Raw genomic sequence first — 24415 nt, 5'->3', positions numbered from 1 at the left:
TGATGGGCCGTTCCCAGGGTCACCGAAAGACCCCCGCGACACGGGACGGCGTCGCGGGGGTCTTTCAGTCGAGGACGGGCTCAGGCCCGGGTGAACCAGGCGGCGGTGTTCGCCGGGAGCGCCGTGCCGGTGAAGGGCTCGGAGCGGATGACGAACGTCACGTCCTCGCCGAGCTCGATCGGCGCGTCGGAGAGGTTCGCGATCACGTGCAGGTCGCCGCGACGGAACGCCACGGCGGAGGCATCCGTGTCCTCCCACACCAGAGTGCCCGTCCCCAGCTTGCGAGCCCGGCGCTCGGTGAGGAGGGCCCGGTACAGGTTCAGTGTCGAATCGGGCTGCGTCTCCTCGGCATCACGGGCGAAGCGCGCCCACTCCGCCGGCTGCGGCAGCCAGGACGCCCCGGTGTCGTTGAAGCCGAAGGCGGTGCCGGATGCCGTCCAGGGCAGCGGAACCCGGCATCCGTCGCGTCCGTAGCGCTCGCCGTTCGAGCGGAACCAGGTCGGGTCCTGTCGGAACTCGTCCGGGATCTCCATGGCCTCGGGCAGGCCGAGCTCTTCGCCCTGGTACAGGTATGCGGAGCCGGGCAGGGCGAGCATCAGGGTCGTCGCCGCCCGACCGCGCGACAGCCCGATGACGGGGTCGGGCTTGCCCGCCGAGCGCGGCCCGATGCCGTCGCCCTGCGGGCTGTCGGCGGTGAGTGCGAGCCGCGAGGCGTGCCGGATGACGTCGTGGTTGGAGAGCACCCATGTGCTGGGCGCGCCGACCCGACCGAACTCGTCGAGCGACTCGCGGATGACATCGCGCAGCGCGTCGGCATCCCACGCCGTCATCATGTAGGGGAAGTTGAACGTCTGGTGCATCTCGTCGGGGCGCACCCACAGGGCGGTCCGCTGCAGCGTCGGCAGCCAGGCCTCGCCGCACAGCGCGCGGTCGCCGTCGTACTCGGCCAGCACCCGGTGCCAGTCGCGGTAGATGTCGTGCACGCCGTCCTGACCCCAGTACGGCACGTCCTCCTCGCCGCCGCCCATCGAGTCGGCGCTCGCGTCGGGCGTGTAGTCGGGCAGACCCTCGGCCTTGATCAGGCCGTGCGCCACGTCGACGCGGAACCCGTCGACGCCGCGGTCGAGCCAGAAGCGCAGGATGCTGCGGAACTCCTCACGGACCTCTTCATTGGTCCAGTCGAAGTCGGGCTGGGACACGTCGAAGATGTGCAGGTACCACTGGCCGGGCGTGCCGTCGGCTTCGGTCACGCGCTCCCACATGCTGCCGCCGAACACGCTCTCCCAGTTGTTCGGGGGGAGTTCGCCGTTCTCGCCGCGGCCGTCGCGGAAGATGTACCGGGCGCGCTCCGGGCTGCCGGGCGCGGCCTTCAGCGCCTGCTGGAACCAGACGTGCTGGTCGGAGGAGTGGTTGGGGACGAGATCGACGATGACGCGGATGCCGCGGGCGTGCGCCGCCTGGAGCATCGCGTCGAAGTCGGCCAGCGTGCCGAACAGCGGGTCGACGTCGCGGTAGTCGGCCACGTCGTAGCCGGCGTCCTTCTGCGGGCTGGTCATGAACGGGCTCAGCCAGATCGCGTCGATGCCGAGGCTCTTCAGGTCGTCGAGGCGGCTGGTGATGCCGGGGAGGTCGCCGATGCCGTCCCCGGAGGCATCCGCGAAGGAACGGGGGTAGATCTGGTAGATGACGGCGCTGCGCCACCATTCGGAACCGGAGGTCGCGGACTGCTCGAGCTGTGCCATGCGACCACAGTACAGGCTGTCGCCGACGAGATCGAATCGATTCGAACGTCGCGGTCAGGATGCCGGGATGACGACGTTCACCGGGGGTTCGCCCGCCAGCATCCGTTCGATCTGGGTGCGTACGAGCTTCGCCATCCGCGGGTTCATGGCGGTGGAGGCGCCTCCGCCGTGCGGGGTCATCAGCAGGTTCGGGGCCGACCACAGCGGGTGCCCCGCCGGCAGCGGCTCCTGCTCGAACACGTCCAGCGCGGCGCGCACGCGTCCTTCCTGCAGGGCGAGGAGCAGGGCGTCCGTGTCGATCAGCGGACCGCGCCCCACGTTGACCAGCAGCGCCTTCGGCGCCATGCGGGCGATCAGCTCGGCGTCGAAGAGATGGCGGGTCTCCTCGTTGCCCGGCAGGCTCAGCACGACGATCTCGGCGTCCGCCAGCAGCGCCGGGAGCTCGTCGATCCCGTGCACGGCCATCTCGCCGATGCCGTCCACCTGCTCGGTGCGGGCGGTGCGGGCGACCGCCGTCATCTCGACCTCGAACCCGGCGAGGCGCCGGGCGACGGCCTTGCCGACCCCGCCGAAGCCGACCAGCAGCACGCGCCGGTCGGCGAGGCTCTCGGCGAACACCGGTGACCACTCGCCGCGGTCCTGCGCGCGCACGAATCGTGGGAGATGGCGCTGCGCGGCGATCATCATCCCGATGGCGAGCTCGGCCGTCGACGCCTCGTGCACGCTCGCGGCGTTCGCGAACGGCATCCCGTCGGGCAGTACCTCGGCGACGCCGTCGTAGCCGATCGACTGGCTCTGCACGAGTCCGACACTCACGCCCCTGAGAACGTCGAGTGATCCGGTGGACCCCACGTACGGCGGCACCACGATATCGATGCGCTCAGCGGGCGCCGGCGTCGTCATGTCCCAGACGCGCAGGTCGACCTCCGCGGGCAGGGCGCCGACATCGGCGGCGAGACGGTCGGTGGGGACGGTCACGAGGAGGCTCACACCTCGACCCTAGTCCGGTGGAGCGGCGGATGCCGCGTGGCAGAGGTGCGGATGCCGCGCGCCGGCGGCCGCGGGTACCCTGAGCGCAAGAGCGAGGAGGCTCTCATGACCATTCCTGAGATCAACTACTGGGCCGTGCTGGTCGCGACCGTCGCGAGCATGATCGTGGGTGCGATCTGGTACGCCCGCGCAGTCCTCGGCGCCAGGTGGGCGCGGCTGGCGGGTGTCGATCTGGACAGGCCCTCGCGCGGGCCGCTGTGGCCGATGATCACCACGGTGATCGTCAGCTTCATCACGGCGTGGGTGCTCGCCGGCGCCTCGTCGATCGCGTGGCATTTCTACGAAGGGTCCTACTTCTGGGCATCCGTCGTCACCGCCGTCATGCTGTGGGCGGGGTTCACCGCCGCGCGACTGATCACGCACGACGCCTTCGAGGGGCGCCCGACAGCGTTGACCACGCTGAACATCGCGCACGAACTCGTGACCATCCTGGTGATGGCGGCGATCATCGGCGTCTGGCCGCCGGTCGGCGTCTGACCGACTCTGCGGCGTTCCCTGGGTCGCGTCTCAGCGGGTGCCAGGGGGATGCCGTGCGCACGCGCACGAGCCCGAGGCGGAGCCCCTTACGCGGCGACGGCGGTGACGGCGGCGATCGCGGAGGCGAAGAACCCCAGCCCGTCGACCCCGGAGCGCATGGCCTGTGCGGTGTCGGGGCCGAAGCCCGGCTCGGTGGCGTGCTCCGGGTGCGGCATGAGCCCGACGACGTTGCCGCGCTCGTTGGTGAGCCCGGCGATGTCGCGCAGCGATCCGTTGGGGTTCACGCCCGCGTAGCGGAACGCCACCAGGCCCTCCCCTTCGAGCCGGTCGAGCGTGTCGTCCGCGGCGATGTAACCGCCCTCGCCGTTCTTGAGCGGGATGATGATCTCCTGCCCCTTCTCGAACGCGTTCGTCCACGCGGTCGACGCGTTCTCGACCGTGAGCCTCTGGTCGCGGCGCACGAAGTGCTGGTGGTCGTTGCGGATCAGCCCGCCCGGCAGCAGGTGCGCCTCGACGAGCATCTGGAAGCCGTTGCAGATGCCCAGCACGGGCACGCCCTTCGCGGCGGCGTCCTTCACCTCGGACATGATCGGCGAGAGCGCGGCGATCGCGCCCGAGCGCAGGTAGTCGCCGTAGCTGAAGCCGCCGGGCAGCACGAGGGCATCCACACCCTCGAGATCATGCGAGCCGTGCCAGAGGGCGACGGGCTCGGCGCCGGCGATGCGCACCGCGCGCTGCGCGTCGCGGTCGTCCAGCGATCCGGGGAAGGTGATGACCCCGATGCGGATGCTCATGCCCGCACCTCGGCGCCGTCGACGGAGACACCCACCACGTCCTCGATCACGGAGTTGGAGAGCACCTCCTCGGCCACGCGCCGTGCCTCGGCGAGCACGGCGTCGGTGACCTCGCCGTCGACGGTGAGCTCGAAGCGCTTGCCGATGCGGACCTGGCTGAAGTCCTGGATGCCCAGACGGGCGAAGGCTCCGGAGACGGCCTTCCCCTGCGGGTCGAGCAGTTCGGCCTTGGGCATGACGTCGACGACGATGGTGGGCATACCAGTGATTCTAGGCGATCGCCCGGAGTCCGATCGCTCCGCGTCCGCCGACCTGAGCGGGTGCCGGGCGGAGGATCAGCTCGAGTGGAAGACCGTGTGCAGGTCGCCGATGACGTCGCGCCCGCCGAGCCCGTCGATCTCGAACAGCACACTGATGCCCGCGACCGTGTATCCGAGCCGCTCGATGATGCTGCGCCCGGCGGCCAGGGTGCCGCCCGTGGCGAGGACGTCGTCGATCAGCAGGACGCGGGTGCCCGTCGGCAGGTCGTCGTGCATCTCGACGGTGGCGGTGCCGTACTCCAGTGCGTAGTCGATGGACGCGGCCGGACGCGGGAGCTTGCCGGCCTTGCGGATGGGGACGAAGCCGCATCCCGCGGCGAGGGCGGCCGCCCCGGCGAGGATGAACCCGCGCGCCTCCACCCCGGCGACCACGTCGAAGGCTCCGTCGAACGGTTCGACGAGGGCGGCGGTGGTGGTGCGCAGCGCCTCGGCATCCGCCAGCAGCGGGGTGATGTCGCGGAACAGGATGCCGGGACTCGGGTAGTCCGGGATCCCGCGGATGAGGGACTCGGCGCGCGCCAGTTCGGGACTCACCCGCTCAGGCTAGCGGAACAGACGGGGTCGAATTATATGGGAGCGCTCCCAGCCAGTCATGGCATGATAGAGGACCATGACGCGATCCTTCCCCGACGGGTTCCTGTTCGGCGCCGCCACGGCCGCATACCAGATCGAGGGCGCCGCCTTCGAAGACGGCCGCACCGCATCGATCTGGGACGCCTTCGCGCGCGTTCCCGGAGCCGTCGTCGCGGGCGACAACGGCGATGTCGCCTGCGACCATTACCACCGCTACTCCGATGACGTCGCGCTCATGAAGGAGCTCGGCCTGCAGACGTACCGCTTCTCCACGTCGTGGTCGCGGGTGCGCCCCGACGGCGGTCCCGTCAACGCGCGGGGCCTCGACTTCTACAAGCGCCTGGTCGACGAGCTGCTGGCGGCGGACATCGTGCCGTGGCTCACGCTGCATCACTGGGACATGCCGCAGGCGCTCGAGGAGAAGGGCGGCTGGACGAGCCGCGACATCGTCGACCGTTTCGTCGAGTATGCGCTGAGCGTGCACGACGCCCTCGGCGACCGCGTGCAGCACTGGACCACCATGAACGAGCCGTGGTGCTCGTCGTTCCTCTCCTACACGGCCGGCGTGCATGCACCGGGCCGCACGAGCATCCGTGACGGCCTGCTGGCCTCGCACCACCTGCTGCTCTCGCACGGTCGCGCCGTCCAGGCGCTGCGCGAGCGCGCACCCGAGCTCGACCTCGGCATCACTCTGAACCTCACCGTGGCGGACGCGGCGGATGAGGCCGACCCGCTCGACGTCGACGCCGCCCGCCGCGTCGACGGTCAGTTCAACCGCTGGTTCCTCGACCCGATCTTCCGCGGCGCCTACCCGGCCGACATCGTCCGCGACATCCGCGACGTCGACGCCGACGCGGTTTCGGCGTGGCAGCAGGCCGTGCGGCCGGAGGACCTGGAGGCCATCTCCGCCCCGCTCGACGCGCTGGGCATCAACTACTACCACGGCGAGATGCTGTCCGGGCATCCGCAGGGCGACGCCGAGGGCAACCCGCACGAGACCGCGGGACAGCAGCGACGCACGGCCTCGCCGTTCCCCTCCCACGAAGGTGTGCACTGGGTCGAGCGGGGGCTGCCGCGCACGGGCATGGGCTGGGAGGTCCAGCCCGAGGGGCTGACCCGTCTGCTGGTCCGCATCGGCGAGGAGTACGCCCCCGAGGTGCCGCTGTACGTCACCGAGAACGGCGTCGCCTACGACGACGAGGTGGGCGAGGACGGCCGGGTCGCGGATGCCGATCGCGCGGCGTTCCTGCGCGACCACGTCGCCGCGACGCTGGACGCCATCGAGCAGGGCATCGACGTGCGCGGCTACTTCTACTGGTCGCTGCTGGACAACTACGAGTGGGCCTGGGGCTACGCCAAGCGATTCGGCATCGTCCGGGTCGATTACGACACGCAGCAGCGCACCATCAAGGACAGCGGTCTCGAGTACGCTCGCATCATCGCCGCGCGGGCGATCTGAGCCACAGGTCACGTGAATCGAGCTGTCGTGCACCGTCCCACGATCGAAGAGGTCGCCGCCCTCGCCGGGGTGTCGCGGTCGACCGTGTCCCGGGTCGTGAACGGCGCGCCCGCGGTGAGCGCGAATGCGCTGGAGGCCGTGCGGCGGGCGATCGCGGAGCTGAACTACTCCCCGAACCGCGCCGCGCGCTCGCTGGCCAGCAGGCAGACCCACGCCATCGGGCTCGTGGTGCCGGAGGACACCTCGCGCTTCTTCGGCGATCCGTTCCTGGCATCCGTCGTCGCCGGCATCAGCGAGCGGCTGGACGACTCGGATTACATCCTCAACCTGCTGATCGCGAGCGATGATCCGGGTGGGAAGATGGTGCGCTTCGTGCGCAACGGCGGCGTGGATGCGGCGATCATCGTCTCCCATCACGCCAGCGACGCCTTCGTGGGCAGCATCGCCGACGCCGTGCCCGTGGTGTTCGGCGGGCGTCCGGCGCACACGCGGGACAGCGATGTCATCGTGGACGTCGACAATGTGCGGTCGGCTAGGATGGCCACGGAGCATCTGATCGCGCTGGGCCGAAGGCGGATCGCCACCATCACCGGCACCATGACGATGGTGGTGAGCACCGACCGGAGGGATGGATTCCTGGCGGCCCTCGCGGATGCCGGGCTGGAGCCCGCCGGCATCATCGACGGGGATTTCAGCGAGCAGGGCGGTGCCGACGCCGCACGCCGGCTGCTCCAGCGATCGGAACGTCCGGATGCGCTCTTCGTCGCGAGCGATCTCATGGCGCGCGGGGCGATGGGCGTGGTGCGCGCCGCGGGACTGCGCGTGCCGGAGGACATCGCGGTGGTCGGCTTCGACGACTCGGCGCTGGCCGCGGCATCCGACCTGACCAGCGTCCGTCAGCCGACCTTCCAGCAGGGCGAGCTGCTGGCGGAGCTGACGATCGATCTGCTGGCGGGGCGGCGGCCCGCCGCGCTGACGATGCTCGAGACGGAGCTCGTCGTGCGCGGGTCGGCACCGGCCGTCTGACGCGGCAGTGCGCCGGGCGTCGCGTGGGCGCCGTGCGGTTCTCGTGTCCTCTCTCCTCGCGGCCCGGCGCACACACCGTCGCGCGAGAACAGGAGATTCGGCCGATACAGGACGATTCCGTGCGAGATCGTCCTGTCCCCGGCGAATCTCCTGTTCTCGGCCCAGCCGCAGACATGGCATCGTGAACTGCAGACACCGCTGACGGATGCGGAGGGAGCGCGTGATGGCATCCATTGACCTGAACTCGGACCTCGGCGAGAACACCCCCGACCGCATCGTGGGCGACGACGAGGCCATGCTCGCCGTCGTCACGAGCGCGAATGTGTCGTGCGGGTTTCACGCGGGCAGCCCCGAGGGCATCGGCGACACGCTGGCAGCGGCCGTCCGGCGCGGGGTCGTGATCGGCGCGCATCCGGGCTACCGCGATCACGAGAACTTCGGGCGCATCGACGTGGACGTCGACTCCGCGACCCTGCAGGCGCACATCGAGTATCAGCTGGGGGCGCTGGAGGGCCTGGCTCGGGCGGTCGGCGGCGCCGTCGCGTACGTGAAGCCGCACGGTGCGCTGTACAACGCCATCGCCCGCGACGAGCGCAGGGCGGCGGATGTCGTGGCGGCGATCCGGGCGATCGACCCGGGCCTCGTGCTGCTGGGGCTCGCCGGCGGCACGGCGCTCGAGGTCGCTCGGCGTGCGGGGCTGCAGGTCGCCGCCGAGGCCTTCGCCGACCGCGGCTATCTGCCCGACGGGCGGCTCGTCCCCCGCACGCAGGCGGGCGCGGTGCTGCACGACGCGCACGTCGTCGCCGAGCGCATGGTCCGCCTCGTCGAGACCGGTGCGATCCGCGCCGTCGACGGCACGGAGGTGCGCATCGATGCGCAGTCGATCTGCGTGCACGGGGACACGCCCGGTTCGGTGGCGATGGCGGGAGAGGTCAGACGGATGCTGCAGGCCGCCGGCATCGCGATCACGCCGTTCACGCAGAGGGGCGCGGGCCGCCCGTCCGGCGGGACGGTGTGATATGCCGATCGGGGAATATTCGTGATGCGCATTCTCACGGCATCCGATCGCGCCCTGCTGGTGGAGGCGTCTGACCTCGATGAGGCGATGCGGCTGAACCTCGCCTGGGAGGGGACGCCGGGTGTGGTCGAGCGCATCCCCGGCGCGCGGACGGTGCTCGTCCGCTTCGACCCGAGCCGCATCTCCGCGCGGCGGCTGGCCGCCGTGCTGCGGGAGACCGCGCCGACCGGGACGCGGATGCCGGCGACGGGCGAGGTGACCATCCCCGTGCAGTACGACGGCGAGGATCTCGACGAGGTCGCCGCGATGCTGGGCGTCTCGACCGAGGAGGTCGTGCGGCGTCATCAGCGTGCCGGATGGCGGGTCGCCTTCTCCGGCTTCGCGCCCGGGTTCGGCTACCTCATCGGGGACGACCCGCTCTTCGACGTGGCACGACGGGCGACGCCGCGCACCCGGGTGCCCGCCGGCGCCGTGGCCCTCGCCGGACGGTTCACCGGGGTGTACCCGCGCTCCAGCCCCGGCGGCTGGCAGTTGATCGGGCGCACCGAGGCGGTCATGTGGGACATCGACCGCGACCCGCCTGCGCTGCTGACGCCGGGCACGTCGGTCCGGTTCACGACGGCGCAGCGCGGACGGATCCGTCCGGCCGAGCGCTCTGCGGGCGGGGACCTGCGCGAGAACCCGGCCGGTGAGGCAGGAGGCCGAAGCCTGGAGGTCATCCGTCCCTCCCTGCAGCTGCTCGTGCAGGATCCGGGGCGGCCAGGGTACGCGGCGCTCGGGGTCTCGGCATCCGGCACAGCCGACCGCACGGCGATGCGCGACGCGAACCGCGCCGTCGGCAATCCCCCTGGAGCCGCCGTGCTGGAGAGCGTGGGCGGTGCGGAGCTGCGGTTCCGCCTGGACGGGGTGGTGGCGGTCGCGGGGGCGATCGGTGACCTGACGCTGATGGATGCCGACGGCATCGGCCGCTCCGCGCCGCACGGCGCCCCGTTCGCCGTCTCCCGCGGCGACGGGCTCGTGATCGGAGAGCCGACCCACGGTCTGCGCAGCGTCATCGCCGTGCGCGGCGGCATCCTCGCCGAGCGGGCATTGGGCAGCGCGGCCACAGACACCCTCGCCGGCCTCGGTCCCGCGCCGCTGCGGGCCGGAGACGTCCTCCGCATCGGCCCGGAACCCCGGCAGGCCGTCGACCCGCATCCGCTGCCGCGCGCGCTCCCGGCATCCGGTGATCTCGTCGAGCTCGAGATCACCGCGGGGCCGCGCGACGACTGGTTCACGCCGGCCGCCGTCGCCGCTCTGACCGGACAGGACTGGACCGTCACGCCGCGCTCGGACCGCGTCGGCATCCGACTGCACGGCGAGGAGCCGCTCGCGCGGGCCGTCGCCGGGGAGCTTCCCAGTGAGGGCGCCGTCACCGGAGCGCTCCAGGTGCCCGCCGACGGGCAGCCCGTGCTGTTCCTCGCCGATCACCCGCTCACCGGCGGCTACCCGATCATCGCGGCGCTCACCGACCGCTGCCTCGACCTCGCCGGCCAGCTGCCGCCGGGCGCCCGCATCCGCTTCCGGCGGGTGGATGCGGGTCGCTGACGCGCGCTCCTGCAGTCGGTCGACCCGTGTGACCGTGCGCGAGAACAGGAGATTCGGCCGGAACAGGATGATCTCGCGGATGCGGTCCTGTTCTCGGCGAATCTCCTGTTCTCGGTGAATGCGCGCGGGGAGGGGGCTCGGCGGGGCGGCAGGCGAGGCGCGGTGCGGGCCGGCCTCGCCGCGCCGGATGCCGGGGTCAGGCGGGGTCGCCGCCGGGGGCGCCCACGCCGGCCAGCGGCTTCGGGTCGTCGGCGCCGGTCCTGCGCAACCGTGCGATGGCGTTGCCGCCGTGGTAGATGACGATCGCCGCGACGGTCGCGATGACGATGCCGCCGAGCTCGAAGCCGTTCTCCCCGACGATCGCGTACCCGCCCACCGCCATGATGAGTGCGACCGCGGCGGTGTACTGGTTGACCGGGCGCGAGAAGTCGACCTTGTTGTCCACCCAGATCTTCACCCCGATCACGCCGATCAGGCCGTACAGGGCGGTGGTGATGCCGCCGAGCACGCCGGCGGGGACGGAGTTGATGATCTCTCCGAACTTCGGTGACATGCTCAGCAGGATCGCGGTGATCCCGGCCACCCAGTACGCGGCCGTGGAGTAGACGCGGGTGGAGGCCATCACGCCGATGTTCTCGCCGTAGGTGGTCGTTCCCGAGCCGCCGAAGAACCCGGCCAGCGTGGTCGAGATGCCGTCGGCGATGAGCGCCCTGCCGGTGTGCTCGTTGATCTTCGGATCCTCGACCATCGTCGCGACGCCCCGCACGTGCCCGACGTTCTCGGCGATGAGGACCAGCACGACGGGGAGGAACATGGCCATCGTCGCCCAGGTGCCGGAGCTGGCGAAGTCGGGCAGGTGGAACGTGGGCAGCCCGACCCAGGCCGCCTCGTCCACCTTGCTGAAGTCCAGCTCGCCCCGGAAGGCCGCGAAGATGTACCCGGCGATCACGCCGAGGAAGATCGAGATGCGGCCGAGGAACCCGCGGAACACGACGGCGAATAGGATCGTGATCGCGAGGGTGAACGTCGCGGTCACCGGCGCGGCGGCGAAGTTCTGGTGTGCGGCGCCGGCGAGGTTGAACCCGATCAGCGCCACGATGGTCCCCGCCAGTACGGGTGGCAGGAAGCGGTCGACCCACTTCACTCCGGCGGTGTGCACGACCACGCCGACGATGGCCAGGAGCACGCCGACGGCGACGATGCCCGCCAGCGCTGCACCCATGCCGTCACTCGCACCGGAGGCGTTCGCGGCGGTGGCTGCGGTGACCGGGGCGATGAACGCGAAGGACGAGCCCAGGTAGCTGGGCAGCTTGTTGCGTGTGACCAGCAGGAACAGGAGGGTGCCGACGCCGCTGAACAGCAGGGTGGTGGGCACGGGGAAACCGGTCAGGATCGGCACCAGGAAGGTGGCGCCGAACATCGCGACGACGTGCTGCACGCCGATCGCGATGGTCGCGGGCCAGTTCAGGCGTTCATCGGGGCGGACGACGGCGTCGGGCGCGACAGTGCGACCGTCGCCGTGGATCTTCCACAGCGGCATGGGGGCTCCTCAAGAGGTGGGGTGGCCAGAAACCTGGATCGAGAGAACCCTATCGGGTGCGCACTCGCGGCTCAGGAGGTCAGGCGCCCGATCAGCTCGCGGTAGCGGTCGGCGGTCCGCTCGACGATGTCGGCCGGCAGCTCCGGCGGTTCGCCCTGCCTGTCCCAGTGCGCGGCCAGCCAGTCGCGCACGATCTGCTTGTCGAAGCTCGCCATCCGCTCCTCGGGCGTCGCACCGGTCCGCCAGGTCTCCGCATCCCAGTACCGCGAGGAGTCGCTCGTGAGCACCTCGTCGGCCAGTCGCAGGATGCCATCGGCGTCCGTGCCGAACTCGAACTTCGTGTCGGCGAGGATCAGGCCCTTCTCCTCGGCGATGGCGGCCGCGCGCGCATACACGGCCAGCGAGGTGTCGCGCAGCTGGGCGGCGCGCTCCGCGCCGACGAGCTCGACCACCTTCTCGAACGTGATGTTCTCATCGTGCTCGCCCATCGGCGCCTTGTACGCGGGGGTGAACAGCGGCTCGGGGAGGCGGTCGCCGTTGCGCAGCCCGGCGGGCAGCGGGATGCCGCACACCGTGCCGCTGTGCTCGTACTCCAACCACCCGGAGCCGGTGATGTACCCGCGCACCACGCATTCGATGGGCAGCATCTCCAGGGCCATCGCCAGCATGGCGCGCCCGGCCACGGCATCCGGGAGCTCCCCGGGGGCGATGTGGTTCGGCACGTCGTCGAGTCGGTCGAACCACCAGCTGCTGAGAGTGGTGAGCAGCTCGCCCTTGTGCGGGATGCCGGGGGAGAGCACGAAGTCGAAGGCGCTCACCCGGTCGGACGCGACGACCAGGATCCTGGTGTCTCCCGGGTCCTCCGAGGCGTACAGGTCGCGGACCTTGCCGGAGTAGATGTGCCGCCAGCCGGGGATCTGAAGAGGTGAGCTCACGGGTCCATCATGGCATCCGCGACGGGGCCGTCACTCTGCGGTGTCGTTCCACACCCTGATGAGCGCGGCGGTGAATGCGCGATCCGCGGCAGTGCGCGTCGTGATCGGTTCTTCGAGCACGATCCGATCCGGAACCTTCCGACGCGCCTCGGCTCGAATCACCGGCGGCAGCGCGGCTGCGGCCAGCCCGACATCCAGCGCCTCGGCGAACCCCGCGGGGTCGTCGGAGACACTGAAGCTGAACGGAACCTCCAGTGAGAAGCGCCGCAGCTCTGTGAACTCCGGCATGCTCCGGATGGTTTCGAACACCGTGGCCGCGTCGTCCGGTGAGGCGATCTCGACCGTCACGTAGCCGCCGGAGGTGTGAGTCTCCCGTGTCTCGGGAACGTCGCGAAGGGCCGCCCCCACAGCATGAGCTCTTGCGGTGTGATGCTCGCCCCGATGCGCTAGTCCATATGGACTAATCGAGGTGGAATAGATGTCGGATGCCGCGAAGCTGACGCCCCTGGGCGCCATGGTGCTCGCGCTGCTCGCCGAAGGAGACATGCATCCGTACGAGATGATGCGGCTGATGCGCAAGCGCCAGGACGACCGTATCGTCCGGGTCAGCAACGGCACGTTCTATCACACCGTCTCCCGGCTCGAGCGGGACGGGCTCATCGCCGAGGTGGGCGTGGACCGCGACGGCAACCGTCCGGAACGCACGATCTACACGCTTCAGTCGTCGGCTCTCGGCGTTCTCACCGACTGGGTGCGCACGGGGCTCGGCACCGCCGATCGCACCGCCGAATTCCGGGTGGCGCTCGCTGAGGCTCACAACCTGCCTCGCGCTGAAGTGCTCGAACTGCTCGGCGCTCGGCGGCAGGCCCTGCAGCACGAGCACGATGAGCTTCAAGACAGGCTGGCCGAGGCTCGCGCGCGTCTCGTCCCCGATCAGTTCCTCATCGAAGTCGACCTGCATGTCACCCTGCTGCGTGCCGAGCTGGACTGGACCGCACGCGTGATCGAGCGCCTGGCCGACCCGGATTTCGCATGGGGCGGAGACACCACTTCCCCGGCATCCGTGCCTCTCCGACCCTCACAGACCCATACCGCGGGCAGCACCGCACAGCGAAAGGCGCCACGCCGATGACAGAACCCACGCCGTCCGCGACCAGTGGGCCGTCGACCGACACGCATGCGCACGGCCACAGGCCGCGCAGCCCGTGGCCCGCTCTGTGGGCGCTGGTGATCGGGTTCTTCATGATCCTCGTGGACACGACGATCGTCTCGGTGGCCAACCCCGCCATCAAGGCCGCGCTCGACCCCGACACCAACAACCTCGACAACGTCGTGTGGGTCACCAGCGCCTACCTGCTGGCCTATGCGGTGCCGCTGCTGATCACCGGCCGACTCGGCGACAGGTTCGGCCCCAAGAACGTCTACCTCATCGGACTGGTGATCTTCACCGGCGCCTCGCTGTGGTGCGGTCTGTCCACCACCCTGGTGGGTCTGATCATCGCCCGCGCCGTGCAGGGACTCGGCGCCGCGTGCATGACACCGCAGACCATGGCGGTCATCACCCGCACCTTCCCGCCGGAGCGCCGCGGCGCCGCGATGGGGTTGTGGGGCGCCACCGCCGGCGTCGCGACGCTGGTCGGCCCGCTGCTGGGCGGACTGCTGGTCGACGGCTTCGGCTGGGAGTGGATCTTCTTCATCAATGTTCCGGTGGGGGTCATCGGCTTCGTCCTGGCAGGGATCCTCGTGCCGCGGCTGCCGACCCATGCGCACCGCTTCGACCATGTCGGCGTCGTGCTCAGCGCGCTCTCGCTGTTCCTCATCGTGTTCGGGCTCCAGGAGGGTCAGAAGCACGACTGGGGGGTCATCGTCGGCCCCGTCACGGTGTGGGGGATGATCGCCGCGGGCATCGTGCTGCTGATCGTCTTCGTGCTGCAGCAGTGGCGGACGAAGAGCGAAGCGCTCGTGCCGCTCGGGCTGTTCCGGGACCGCAACTTCTCGGCATCCAACCTCGGCATCGCCGCTGTGGGCTTCACGGTGACGAGCATGTCGCTGCCGTTCATGTTCTTCCTGCAGCTGGCGCGCGGTCTGACACCGACCGAGGCGGCGCTGCTGATGGTCCCGATGGCGGTCATCTCCGGGGTGCTGGCGTCGTTCGCCGGGGCGCTGCTGGACCGCGTCGACCCGCGTTTCATCCTCGTGCCGGGGCTGGCGTGCGTGGCCGGGGGCGTGCTGTGGAACGCCACCCTGATGAACATGGACACCCCGACCTGGATGTTCCTGCTGTCGTCCGCGCTGCTGGGCGTCGGCAACGCCGGCATGTGGGGGCCGCTGGCCACGGAGGCCACCCGCAACCTGCCGCCGCGGCAGGCCGGGGCGGGCGCCGGCATCTACAACACCACGCGCACGATCGGCTCCGTCGTCGGCTCCTCGGCGATCGCCGCGTTCATGCAGGCGCGCCTGGAGGCGAACCTGCCCGGGCTCGACCGGGCACCGGCCGGGCTCGCGGGCGGACGGATGCCGGATGCCGTGGCGGAGGGCTTCTCGGCGGGCATGGCGCAGGCCATGCTGCTGCCGGCGGGCGTGCTGGCCATCGCCCTCATCGCCGCCGTGTTCATCGGCCGCTACAAGGGCAGGAGCGCGGACGAGCTGCGCTGACCCGCCGTTCGGCATCCGGGCCCGCCACGTCCACGTCCCGCTCCCGCATCGGCATCCGCCGTGCGCGGGCGGATGCCGATCACCCGGCGGCTACTGCGCGACGCGCGCCGCGATATCGTGCCGGTAGTGCGCACCCTCCAGCGAGATGCGGCCGATCGCCTCGTAGGCGCGGGTCCTGGCATCCGTGAAGTCGGCACCCGTCGCGACGACGTTCAGCACCCGCCCGCCCGTGGCGATGAGCGCGCCGCCGGGGGCATCCGGAGCGCCGGTGGCGGCGTGCACGAGCTGCACCCCGTCGACGGATGCCGCATCGGCGAGGCCCTCGATCATGCGACCCGTCTGGGGCGCCTCGGGGTAGCCCTCGCTGGCGAGCACGACGGTGATCGCGACGTCGTCGGAGAACTCCGGCGCCGGTTCGTCCTCGAGATGCCCGGATGCCGCCGACAGCAGCAGCCGCGACAGCGGGGTGCGCAGCCGCGGCAGGACGACCTGCGTCTCCGGATCGCCGAACCGGGCGTTGAACTCGATCACGCGCACCCCGGCGGGGGTGAGGATCAGCCCGGCGTAGAGCAGACCGATGAACGGCGTGCCCTCGGCGTCGAGCCGGCGGATCACGGGCAGGGCGATCGTCTCGGTCACCTCGTCGACGAACGCCTGCACGCTGCCGAAGTCGTCGGCCAGCCACGGCAGCGGCGAGTAGGCGCCCATGCCGCCGGTGTTCGGGCCGCCGTCACCGTCCAGCGCGCGCTTGAAGTCCTGCGCGGGGGCCAGCGGGCGCACGGTGTCGCCGTCGCTGAGGAAGAACAGCGAGACCTCCGGGCCGGTGAGGAACTCCTCGACGAGCACGGGACCGGCGGGCAGGTAGCGCTCGGCGTGCGCGAGAGCCTCGGCACGGTCGGTCGTGACGATGACGCCCTTGCCCGAGGCGAGGCCGTCCGCCTTGACGACGTGCGGCGAGCCGAGCTCGTCGAAGGCGGCCTCGACCTCGGCGATCGTCGCCGCGCGCACGGCCTTCCCCGTCGGCACGCCCGCGGCATCCATGATCCGCTTGGCGAACGCCTTCGAGCCCTCCAGCTGGGCGGCGACCCTGCCGGGCCCGAACACCGGGATCCCGCGCTCGCGCAGCGAGTCGGCGACACCGGCGACGAGCGGGGCCTCCGGGCCGATGACGACGAGGTCGATGCCGTGCTCGTTCGCGAACGCCGCGACAGCCGCGCCGTCGAGCATGTCCACGTCGACGAGGGTGGCGTCCTGCGCGATGCCGGCGTTGCCGGGCGCGGCGAAGATCTCGTGCTCGACCTCCTCGGAGCGCAGGGAAAGGATGATCGCGTGCTCGCGCGCACCGGAGCCGAGGATCAGCATCTTCATGCCCGACAGCCTACCGGCGGCGGGCGCCGCCCCGTCGGGCCGGTCGCGAGCTCAGACGGTGACGGGTCGCTCGACCGACGGGTCCCAGGGCAGGGCCCATCCCGTCGCATCGAACAGGGCGTTGAGGATGCCGGCGGTGAAGCCCCACACCACTGTTCCGTCGACCTCGAACGCCGGACCGCGGAACGTGCCGCCCTCGTGCGCGAGCACCGAGGTGTACCGATTCGCCGGATCCAGCAGATTCGCCACCGGCATCCGGAACACCTCGACGGTCTCGGCGTGGTCGACGGCGGCGACCTGCGACGGCTCCCGCCACCAGCCCAGCACCGGGGTGACGAGGAACCTGCTCACCACCAGTGGGAGCTGCGGCAGCGCCGCCAGCACCTCGACGCCGTCCGGATCCAGCCCGGTCTCCTCCTGCGCCTCGCGCAGCGCGGTCGCGACGACATCGGCGTCCCCGTCCTCGCGCGCCCCGCCGGGGAACGACACCTGGCCGGGATGCGACTGCAGATCGGCCGCGCGCCGCTGCAGCAGCACGTCGAGATCGGCGGCGACGGTCTGCTCGTCGGAGCGGGCGGGCACGTCGTCCAGCCGACCGAACAGGATGAGCACGGATGCGGGGCGCACGGTGTCGGCCGCCTTCGGCAGCCGGGGGATCCAGTCCTCCGCGTGCGCCGCGGCCCCCAGCAGCTGCGCGCGCGCCCCGCGCAGAGCGGTGTCGACGTTCGGGTTCACGTGTGCCTGCCTCATCGCATCCGAGCCTAAGCCCGAATGCGCAGGACGTAGCCTGTGTGCATGCCCACCCCGAGGATCCGGACCGCCGACGGCCGTGCCGCGCTCGCCACGGTGGCCGCAGGCGGTGCGCCGCGTCCCGCACTGGCCACGGCCGTGCGCTACCTGCTCCAGCTGCTCGACGAGCGCGCACCGGGCAACAGCGTCGAGGTGAGGGTGCCGCCGTTCGGCGCGGTGCAGGTGGTGCAGGGCCCGCGGCACACCCGCGGCACCCCGCCGAACGTCGTGGAGATGGACGCGGCGACGTGGATCGCGCTGGCCACGGGCGCCGAGTCCTGGACGGATGCCGTGACGGACGGCCGGGTGTCGGCATCCGGGACCCGCGCCGACCTCTCCGCGCTGCTGCCGCTGCGCCCCTGACAACCGTCCGCGTCATCGGTATCCTCCGCCACTTTCCGGACGGACGGCGCCGATGCACCGCCCGCGTACGGGCCATGGGACAATGGAGGCATGTCCTCTCGCACCCGGCATCAGACGACCGAGGCGACCGTGCGCCCGGTTCCGCGCTTCGGCGTGTTCCTGGGGCTCGGCGCGGTGCTCGGCATCGTCGGCGCGGCCATCCTCACCGTCGTCGGCAGTCACGACAAGTCGCCGGTGCTCGATGTGGTCTACCCCGACGGGCAGGTGTTCGGGTTCGTCCTGCTGTGGACCGTGCCGATCGGCATCGCCCTGGGCGGACTGGTCGCGCTGATCCTCGAGCGCGTCGCGCGCAGGCACGCCCGCGTCGTGCGCGTGGAGCACGAGCACGTCACCGACGAGGGGTGACCCGCCGGGCGGCAACCGCCGTCGCGACGGTCAGGCCAGTTCGGCGATGACCGGGCGCATGGCGGCGTCGAACGCCACGACATCGCGACGCAGCCCGTCGGTGACGGCCACGCTCAGTGCGCCGATCCACCAGATGCCGCGTTGAGTGAACGGCAGCACCTGCACGTTCAGCTCGAAGGAGTGCGCGCGTCGGCCGATGTCGCGCTCGAACTCCGCGATGGCGCTCGCGTACGCGCGGTACGCGCCGCCCGTCGCGTTCATGGAGTCGACGTACCGATTGTGCGCGTCCTGCGCGTAGCGGAGCGCCGTCGGCGCGTGCGGGATGATCGCCTCGCGCAGATCCTCCGACCCCGTGGTGGGCAGGGCGACGAGCGTGTCGAAGCCGTCCACGAGGTCCAGCGGCACCTCGGAGCGGTGCGCCCGCGGCTCGACGGTCATGTCCCAGTACTCGCGCCACTGCGCCTCCAGCGCTTCGGTCGCGTCGTCGGTCTCCGGTCCGCGTGCCTCCAGACCGCGCAGCGACGGCAGGTCCTCCGGGGCGCGGATGCCCAGCAGCTGGCGCAGCGAGAGCGCCACCAGCACCGAGGTGCCGGCGTCCTCGCGGATCAGCCACTGCGGCTTGTCGACCATGGCCCCATCGTATGGAAGTCGCCCGTGCCATGGGGCGAATCGCCGCTGCTCCGTGTCTTCGGCGAGCCCGCCGCGAAGGCGCGGGCTCAGCGGCGGCGGGCGATGATGCGCCGGTGCAGGCGCTGCAGCCGACGGGACGGCGGACGGGTGGCATCCGCCAGCGCCTGCCGGGCCGCGGCGAGGGTCGGGTAGCTGCCGATGCGGCGGCTGTGGCGGTCGTGCGCGACGTGCGTGTTGCTCTCGACCGTGACGAAACCGGCGAACTCGCCGCCGGCGGTGGCGACGAAGACGTCTTCGTCGGCCTGACGCCAGGCCAGTTCGGGGGCTCCCGTCTGCGGGGTCTCGGGGCGGCCGTCGTCCGGACGGTCGTGGAAGGGCGCGCCGGGGCGCGCGAGTGCGTGGGTCCTGCTCATGATTCTCGACTCGTGTGCGGGCGGCACGCTGCCGCCTCCGCGATGACCGGGCGGCGGATCCGCATCGGTGCGGGTCCCGCTCTGCTGGCCCTGGTCAGGTATGCGCTGCGCCGGTGAGATCGGCAGGCGTGAGCGCAGCCATCATTCTATCAGACCAGGACTCAGCAGCTCCGTGTGGAACCGCGCGCCGCATCGCTCGGCGGGAAACGACGACCTGGGCGACGCGTGCGGCCCGATAGGCTGTACAGGTGGCAGCCACCCCCACCAACCCGTATGCTCAGGCCGGCGTCGACACCGCAGCCGGCGACCTCGCCGTCGAACTCATGAAGGCCTCGGTGCGCGCCACCCACGGGCCCGAGGTGCTCGGCGGAGTCGGTGGATTCGCCGGCATGTTCGATGCCGGCGCCCTGCTCGGCTACCGCCGTCCGCTGCTGGCATCCAGCACCGACGGCGTGGGTACGAAGGTCGCGATCGCCCAGGCCATCGACAAGCACGACACGATCGGACAGGACCTGGTGGGCATGGTCGTCGACGACATCGTCGTCGTGGGCGCGAAGCCGCTGTTCATGACCGACTACATCGCCTGCGGCAAGGTCGTTCCCGAGCGCATCGCCGACATCGTCCGCGGCATCGCCGAGGCCTGCTCCGCCACGGGCACCGCGCTCGTCGGCGGGGAGACCGCCGAGCACCCTGGACTGCTCGGACCCCGCGACTACGACGTCGCGGGCGCGGCCACCGGCGTCGTCGAGGCGGATGCCGTGCTCGGCGCCGACCGCGTGCAGGACGGGGACGCCGTGATCGCGCTGGCATCCAGCGGACTGCACTCCAACGGCTACTCGCTCGTGCGGCACATCGTCGCGAACGCGGGCATCGGCTACGGGGACCGCGCTGCGGACCTGGGCACCACCTGGGGCGAGGCGCTGCTCGAACCGACCCGGCTGTACACGACCCCGCTGCTGGAGCTCATCGATGCGCTGCCCGCGGGTGCCGTCCACGCCCTCAGCCATGTCACGGGCGGCGGCATCGCCGCCAACCTCGCCCGGGTGCTGCCGCAGGGCAGCTGGGCGGAGATCGACCGGTCGACGTGGACGCCGAGCCCCGTCTTCCAGGTGCTCGCCGACATCGCCGGCACGCCCATCACCGACACCGAGGGCACGTGGAACCTCGGCATCGGGTTCCTCGCGGTCGTCGCCGACGACCAGAAGGATGCCGCGATCGCGGCGATCCGTCGGCAGGGCATCCACGCCTGGCAGGCGGCGACGGTGAGCGCGGATGCGCGACCGGCGGGAGATTTCGAAGAGGGCGCCAAGGGCGTCGATGGTGGAGCCGTGCGCCTGGTCGGCGCCTACGCGAACGGAACGAAGTAACACCCCATGTGCGGCATCGTCGGAATGGTCGGCAGCGGCCCCGTCAATCAGGACATCTACGACGCGCTCCTGCTCCTGCAGCATCGCGGCCAGGACGCCACCGGCATCGCCACGGCGGAGCCGAACGGCGTCATGCACATGGCCAAGGCCGAGGGCATGGTGCGCGAGGCGTTCCGCACCCGTGACATGCGCTCTCTGCTCGGCAACATCGGTCTGGGGCATGTGCGCTATGCCACCAAGGGCACCGCGTCGAACGAGGAGGAGATGCAGCCGTTCTACGTGAACGCGCCCTACGGCATCGTCCTCATCCACAACGGCAACCTCACCAACACCCGCGAGCTCACCGCCGAGATGGCCAACCGCGACCGCCGCCATCTGAACTCCTCCAGCGACACCGAGCTGCTGCTGAACGTGCTCGCCAACGAGCTGCAGGCCACCACCTCGTCCGTCGACCTCGACCCGGAGCGCATCTTCGAGGCCGTCGCCCGCACGCACCGGCGCATCGAGGGCGCCTACGCGGTGGTCTCCATCATCGCGGGGTACGGCCTGCTGGCGTTCCGCGATCCCTTCGGCATCCGTCCGCTCATCCTCGGCCGCCGGCGATCCGCCGACGACGCGCGCGACGAATGGGTGGTCACGAGCGAATCGCTCGTGCTGGAGAACGCCGACTACGAGGTCGTGCGCGAGGTCGAGCCCGGCGAGGCCGTGTTCGTCACCAATGACGGCGAGCTCTTCACCCGGCAGTGCGCCGAGCGCACCCAGCTGACCCCCTGCGCCTTCGAGTACGTCTACCTCGCCCGGCCCGACTCGGTCATGAACGGCGTCTCGGTGTACGAGTCGCGACTGCGCATGGGGGAGAAGCTCGCCGACACGATCGCCCGGCACGTCCCGCTCGACGAGATCGACGTCGTCATGCCCATCCCGGACTCGTCCCGCCCCTCGGCGATGGAGGTCGCGCGCAAGCTCGGCAAGGAGTACCGCGAGGGCTTCTACAAGAACCGGTACGTGGGGCGCACGTTCATCATGCCCGGCCAGGCCGTGCGCAAGCGCAGCGTTCGGCAGAAGCTGAACGCCCTGTCCACCGAGTTCCAGGGCAAGAACGTGCTGCTCATCGACGACTCGATCGTGCGGGGGACCACGAGCACGCAGATCATCCAGATGGCGCGCGACGCCGGCGCCGCCTCGGTGATCTTCGCGTCGGCCGCCCCGCCGGTGCGCTACCCGCACGTGTACGGGATCAACATGCCCTCCAAGCACGAGCTCGTCGCGCACGGCCGGACGATCCCGGAGATCGCCGAGGTGCTGGGCTGCGACAGGATCGTGTACCAGGAGGTCGAGGACCTCAAGGACGCGATCATCGAGGGGTCCGCGCTCACCGACCTCGACATGAGCTGCTTCGACGGTCGCTACGTCACCGGTACGGTGACGGAGGAGTACCTGGAGTGGGTCGAGAAGTCGCAGACTTCGTGACCGCATGAGCGCACCCCGGAGACGGCCGTCTGCGCCGATCGAGCGAAATGAGTCGAGATGACCGCCCGACCGCTGTGGCAGGGGCGCGCACTGGCGCTGCTCGGCATCCTGCTGTGCGCGTTCTCGCTGCGCTCGGCCGTGGCATCCCTCTCGCCGATGCTGAGCATGATCGAGGAGGACTTCCCGCTCGCGCCCGCCGTGGTCGGGCTGATCGGGTCGGCGCCGCCGGTGTGCTTCGCGCTGTTCGGGCTGCTGACACCGATCTTCGAGCGCCGGCTGGGGCTGGAGCGGCTGACCGCGGTGGCCCTCGGACTCATCACGCTCGGGCTGTTCCTGCGCGGCGTCGTCGGCGACTCGGTGGGGCTGCTGCTGACGACGGCCCTCGTGTTCGCCGGTGTGGGGATGGGCAACATCCTCATGCCGCCGCTCGTGAAGAAGCACTTCCCGGACCGCATCGGTCTGATGATGACGCTGTACACGTCGGCGATGGCGCTGTCGACGTTCGTGCCGCCGCTGGTCGCGGTGCCGGTGGCGGATGCCGTGGGCTGGCGCTTCTCGATAACCCTGTGGGGCGTGTTCGCCCTGGCCGGGACGATCCCATGGACCACGATGCTGCTGCGCGGCCGCTCCACGCCGACGGATCCGGCGGAGCACGCGGGTCGGTCACCGGCCGCGGCGTCCCCCGCGCCGCGGAACGAGCCCGCCGCGCGGCCGACGGAGAGCGATCGACCGGCCGCCGAGCGTCAACAGCTGACCGGACCGATCCCCACCTCCGCGCAGACGCGGTCGCTGTTCGGCAGACTGGCGCGCATCCCCCTGGTCTGGGCCTTGGCGGTGACGTTCGCGACCTCGTCGACGATGGCGTACGTGTCCTTCGCCTGGCTGCCGTCGGTGTTCATGGGCATCGCCGGGGTCGACGACTCCACGGCGGGACTGCTGCTGTCGCTGTTCGCCGCCATCGGCCTGCCGGCCTCGCTGCTGGTCCCGATGCTGGTGGTGCGCTGGCGCGCCACGCGCGCGCTGATGCTGCTCGGATCACTCGGCGGCACGCTGGGGCTGCTCGGTCTGATCCTCGTGCCCGCGCCCGGCCTGCTCGTGCTGTGGACGGTGCTGTTCGGGCTGAACGGCGTGCTGTTCCCGCTGGCGCTGGTGCTCATCAGCATCCGCGCCCGCACGCCGGAGACGGCCGTCGTGCTCTCCAGCTTCGTGCAGAGTGTCGGCTACACGCTCGCGGCGGTGTTCCCGCTGCTGTTCGGCATGCTGCATGAGAGCACCGGGACGTGGACGTGGTCGCTGCTGCTGATGAGCACGGTGCTCATCGCCGTCATCCCCGCGGGCATGATCGCCGGCCGCCACCGCACCGTCGAGGACGAGTGGGAGCGCCGGCACGGGGCCTGGTGACGACCTTCCGCCCGCGGGTGGCTCAGCCGCCCTCACGGGTGTGCACGGTCACGAAGCCGCGGACGGATACGGGGCGGACATGACGAGACCCTGGTCGACTCGGCGGATGCCGGTCGCCAGGGTCGTTGTCAGGCGAGGAGACGGTCAGGCTCGCTCGAGCTTGTCCTCGTCCTCGTCCTCGTACTGGTCCGCCCACTTGTCGACGTACTGGTCGTCCCCTGAGGATGCGTGCCCGAGTTCGCTCTCCAGAGCGGAGAAATCCACACTCGGGCTGTACGACTTGAGTTCGCGGGCGATCTTGGTGTGCTTCGCCTTCTGACGGCCACGGCCCATGCGCGAGACCCCCTTTTTACGAGTTCAGCAACGGACTGTGCGACGCCCGCTGTTATTCACGGCACCGGCCTGGCGCCGGTAAGAGTAGCATTCAGGATAGCACGCACGCCAGAGCATCCGGCCGCGTGGGCGGCCCTTGAGCGGAAGGATCGACATGTCGGATTCCACGCCCTCGGCTGCAGATGAGGCAGTCCAGAACCAGTCGCTGCAGAAGGCCGTGATCGTCGGCATCCAGCCCGGTCAGCCGCCGCACGTACTGGCCGAGGCGCTCCGGTATGCGAAGCTGCTCGGTGCGCCGCTGGTGGTCGTGCACGTCGACGTGACGCGCTTCGTCACCTACGAGGACCCCGACGGGTACGTCCATTCGGCACCCATCGATCTGAACCTCGACGCGGGCGCCGTCGAGTTCGAGGACGTGGAGGCCGCTGCGGCGGAGGCCCTCGACAAGGAGGACATCGTCTGGACCGCCCGCCAGCTGGTCGGCGACCCCGCGCTGGCGATCAAGCAGCTCGCGGACAAACTCGACGCGCAGCTGATCGTCATCGGCACGCGCAAGCGCGGCATCGGCGAGTCGATCCGCGAGTTCTTCACGGGCTCCGTCGCCGCTCGGCTCGCCCACCGACAGCACCGGCCCGTGCTCGTCGTGCCGCAGACCGAGCAGGTTCCCGACGAGCAGAAGGACGTCTGGCCGGAATAGCCC

26 protein-coding genes are annotated in these 24415 nt (G+C 70.8%); 13 read left to right on the top strand and 13 right to left on the bottom strand.

Annotated features, from left to right (window positions below; all coding sequences use genetic code 11):
- Positions 1-80: 80 nt before the first annotated feature.
- Together ABD770_RS04925 and ABD770_RS04920 are read right to left on the bottom strand one after the other, a co-directional pair.
- The gene (locus tag ABD770_RS04925) at positions 81-1742 is read right to left on the bottom strand and encodes a glycoside hydrolase family 13 protein (RefSeq protein WP_344818401.1); all 1662 of its coding nucleotides are present in this window, start codon (positions 1740-1742) and stop codon (positions 81-83) included.
- A 54-nt stretch (positions 1743-1796) separates the two neighbouring features.
- A complete protein-coding gene (locus ABD770_RS04920; RefSeq protein WP_344818399.1) occupies positions 1797-2732 on the bottom strand; it encodes a 2-hydroxyacid dehydrogenase in 936 nt (311 codons plus the stop codon).
- A gap of 105 nt (positions 2733-2837) precedes the next feature.
- On the opposite strand from ABD770_RS04920, the gene ABD770_RS04915 reads away from it, so the two are divergent.
- On the top strand, positions 2838-3269 hold the full coding sequence (locus tag ABD770_RS04915; RefSeq protein ID WP_344818398.1) for a DUF1761 domain-containing protein: 432 nt from the start codon (positions 2838-2840) through the stop codon (positions 3267-3269).
- An 86-nt stretch (positions 3270-3355) separates the two neighbouring features.
- Here ABD770_RS04915 and purQ read toward each other — a convergent pair whose 3' ends face one another.
- The 3 genes from purQ to ABD770_RS04900 form a co-directional block, all read right to left on the bottom strand.
- Positions 3356-4057: a phosphoribosylformylglycinamidine synthase subunit PurQ gene (gene purQ, locus ABD770_RS04910; RefSeq protein ID WP_344819865.1), complete on the bottom strand. Its 702-nt coding sequence runs from the start codon at positions 4055-4057 to the stop codon at positions 3356-3358.
- Positions 4058-4059: 2 nt separating this feature from the next.
- Positions 4060-4323: a phosphoribosylformylglycinamidine synthase subunit PurS gene (purS, locus tag ABD770_RS04905; RefSeq protein WP_344818397.1), complete on the bottom strand. Its 264-nt coding sequence runs from the start codon at positions 4321-4323 to the stop codon at positions 4060-4062.
- 75 nt (positions 4324-4398) lie between these two features.
- On the bottom strand, positions 4399-4917 hold the full coding sequence (locus tag ABD770_RS04900) for an adenine phosphoribosyltransferase (RefSeq protein ID WP_344818396.1): 519 nt from the start codon (positions 4915-4917) through the stop codon (positions 4399-4401).
- A gap of 76 nt (positions 4918-4993) precedes the next feature.
- Between ABD770_RS04900 and ABD770_RS04895 the strand changes: the two genes are divergently transcribed.
- The 4 genes from ABD770_RS04895 to ABD770_RS04880 all read left to right on the top strand — a co-directional run bounded on the left by ABD770_RS04895 (position 4994) and on the right by ABD770_RS04880 (position 10046).
- Complete coding sequence (locus ABD770_RS04895; protein WP_344818395.1) at positions 4994-6415, top strand: GH1 family beta-glucosidase; 1422 nt, start codon at positions 4994-4996, stop codon at positions 6413-6415.
- A 27-nt stretch (positions 6416-6442) separates the two neighbouring features.
- Positions 6443-7441 carry a LacI family DNA-binding transcriptional regulator gene (locus tag ABD770_RS04890; protein WP_344818394.1) on the top strand — a complete coding sequence of 333 codons (999 nt, stop codon included), beginning with the start codon at positions 6443-6445 and terminating at the stop codon, positions 7439-7441.
- Positions 7442-7664: 223 nt separating this feature from the next.
- Positions 7665-8459: a LamB/YcsF family protein gene (locus tag ABD770_RS04885; protein ID WP_344818393.1), complete on the top strand. Its 795-nt coding sequence runs from the start codon at positions 7665-7667 to the stop codon at positions 8457-8459.
- A 24-nt stretch (positions 8460-8483) separates the two neighbouring features.
- Entirely contained in the window at positions 8484-10046 is a 1563-nt protein-coding gene (locus ABD770_RS04880) for a 5-oxoprolinase subunit B/C family protein (protein WP_344818392.1), read from the top strand.
- 196 nt (positions 10047-10242) lie between these two features.
- Here ABD770_RS04880 and ABD770_RS04875 read toward each other — a convergent pair whose 3' ends face one another.
- The 3 genes from ABD770_RS04875 to ABD770_RS04865 form a co-directional block, all read right to left on the bottom strand.
- A complete protein-coding gene (locus tag ABD770_RS04875) occupies positions 10243-11586 on the bottom strand; it encodes a uracil-xanthine permease family protein (RefSeq protein WP_344818391.1) in 1344 nt (447 codons plus the stop codon).
- Between the two features lie 71 nt (positions 11587-11657).
- Positions 11658-12521 carry a phosphoribosylaminoimidazolesuccinocarboxamide synthase gene (locus tag ABD770_RS04870; protein ID WP_344818390.1) on the bottom strand — a complete coding sequence of 288 codons (864 nt, stop codon included), beginning with the start codon at positions 12519-12521 and terminating at the stop codon, positions 11658-11660.
- A 30-nt stretch (positions 12522-12551) separates the two neighbouring features.
- Positions 12552-12809 carry a hypothetical protein gene (locus tag ABD770_RS04865; RefSeq protein WP_344818389.1) on the bottom strand — a complete coding sequence of 86 codons (258 nt, stop codon included), beginning with the start codon at positions 12807-12809 and terminating at the stop codon, positions 12552-12554.
- Positions 12810-12999: 190 nt separating this feature from the next.
- Between ABD770_RS04865 and ABD770_RS04860 the strand changes: the two genes are divergently transcribed.
- Both ABD770_RS04860 and ABD770_RS04855 read left to right on the top strand, forming a co-directional pair.
- A complete protein-coding gene (locus ABD770_RS04860) occupies positions 13000-13653 on the top strand; it encodes a PadR family transcriptional regulator (RefSeq protein WP_344818388.1) in 654 nt (217 codons plus the stop codon).
- Entirely contained in the window at positions 13650-15176 is a 1527-nt protein-coding gene (locus ABD770_RS04855) for an MFS transporter (protein WP_344818387.1), read from the top strand. Before ABD770_RS04860 ends, ABD770_RS04855 begins: the two co-directional genes overlap by 4 nt.
- A 90-nt stretch (positions 15177-15266) precedes the next feature.
- Here ABD770_RS04855 and purD read toward each other — a convergent pair whose 3' ends face one another.
- Together purD and ABD770_RS04845 are read right to left on the bottom strand one after the other, a co-directional pair.
- Entirely contained in the window at positions 15267-16544 is a 1278-nt protein-coding gene (purD, locus tag ABD770_RS04850; protein WP_344818386.1) for a phosphoribosylamine--glycine ligase, read from the bottom strand.
- 51 nt (positions 16545-16595) lie between these two features.
- Positions 16596-17294: an NUDIX hydrolase gene (locus tag ABD770_RS04845; protein ID WP_344818385.1), complete on the bottom strand. Its 699-nt coding sequence runs from the start codon at positions 17292-17294 to the stop codon at positions 16596-16598.
- 45 nt (positions 17295-17339) lie between these two features.
- On the opposite strand from ABD770_RS04845, the gene ABD770_RS04840 reads away from it, so the two are divergent.
- Together ABD770_RS04840 and ABD770_RS04835 are read left to right on the top strand one after the other, a co-directional pair.
- Positions 17340-17696 (top strand): sterol carrier family protein, encoded by a 357-nt coding sequence (locus ABD770_RS04840; protein ID WP_344818384.1) that lies wholly within the window; start codon positions 17340-17342, stop codon positions 17694-17696.
- Positions 17697-17786: 90 nt separating this feature from the next.
- The gene (locus ABD770_RS04835; RefSeq protein ID WP_344818382.1) at positions 17787-18101 is read left to right on the top strand and encodes a potassium transporter Trk; all 315 of its coding nucleotides are present in this window, start codon (positions 17787-17789) and stop codon (positions 18099-18101) included.
- Positions 18102-18131: 30 nt separating this feature from the next.
- Here the strand turns inward: ABD770_RS04835 and ABD770_RS04830 are convergent, their stop codons facing one another.
- Positions 18132-18731 carry a zinc-binding alcohol dehydrogenase gene (locus tag ABD770_RS04830; RefSeq protein WP_344818380.1) on the bottom strand — a complete coding sequence of 200 codons (600 nt, stop codon included), beginning with the start codon at positions 18729-18731 and terminating at the stop codon, positions 18132-18134.
- A gap of 86 nt (positions 18732-18817) precedes the next feature.
- On the bottom strand, positions 18818-19144 hold the full coding sequence (locus ABD770_RS04825; protein ID WP_344818379.1) for a hypothetical protein: 327 nt from the start codon (positions 19142-19144) through the stop codon (positions 18818-18820).
- Positions 19145-19392: 248 nt separating this feature from the next.
- Between ABD770_RS04825 and purM the strand changes: the two genes are divergently transcribed.
- Genes purM through ABD770_RS04810 form a run of 3 tightly spaced genes read left to right on the top strand, consistent with a single transcriptional unit; the run spans position 19393 to position 23382 of the window.
- Positions 19393-20511 carry a phosphoribosylformylglycinamidine cyclo-ligase gene (gene purM, locus ABD770_RS04820; protein ID WP_344818378.1) on the top strand — a complete coding sequence of 373 codons (1119 nt, stop codon included), beginning with the start codon at positions 19393-19395 and terminating at the stop codon, positions 20509-20511.
- 6 nt (positions 20512-20517) lie between these two features.
- A complete protein-coding gene (purF, locus tag ABD770_RS04815; RefSeq protein ID WP_344818377.1) occupies positions 20518-21981 on the top strand; it encodes an amidophosphoribosyltransferase in 1464 nt (487 codons plus the stop codon).
- Positions 21982-22038: 57 nt separating this feature from the next.
- Positions 22039-23382, top strand: a complete 1344-nt coding sequence (locus ABD770_RS04810) for an MFS transporter (RefSeq protein ID WP_344818376.1) — start codon at positions 22039-22041, stop codon at positions 23380-23382.
- Between the two features lie 144 nt (positions 23383-23526).
- Here the strand turns inward: ABD770_RS04810 and ABD770_RS04805 are convergent, their stop codons facing one another.
- Positions 23527-23715, bottom strand: a complete 189-nt coding sequence (locus tag ABD770_RS04805) for a DUF3073 domain-containing protein (RefSeq protein WP_344818374.1) — start codon at positions 23713-23715, stop codon at positions 23527-23529.
- Positions 23716-23869: 154 nt separating this feature from the next.
- Between ABD770_RS04805 and ABD770_RS04800 the strand changes: the two genes are divergently transcribed.
- Entirely contained in the window at positions 23870-24412 is a 543-nt protein-coding gene (locus tag ABD770_RS04800) for a universal stress protein (protein ID WP_344818373.1), read from the top strand.
- The last annotated feature ends 3 nt before the right edge of the window (positions 24413-24415 follow it).

Source organism: Microbacterium soli (assembly GCF_039539005.1).
GTDB classification, from domain to species: domain Bacteria; phylum Actinomycetota; class Actinomycetes; order Actinomycetales; family Microbacteriaceae; genus Microbacterium; species Microbacterium soli.
Note: the sequence above shows the minus strand (reverse complement) of the source record. Positions and strands in the feature narration are given on the sequence as shown.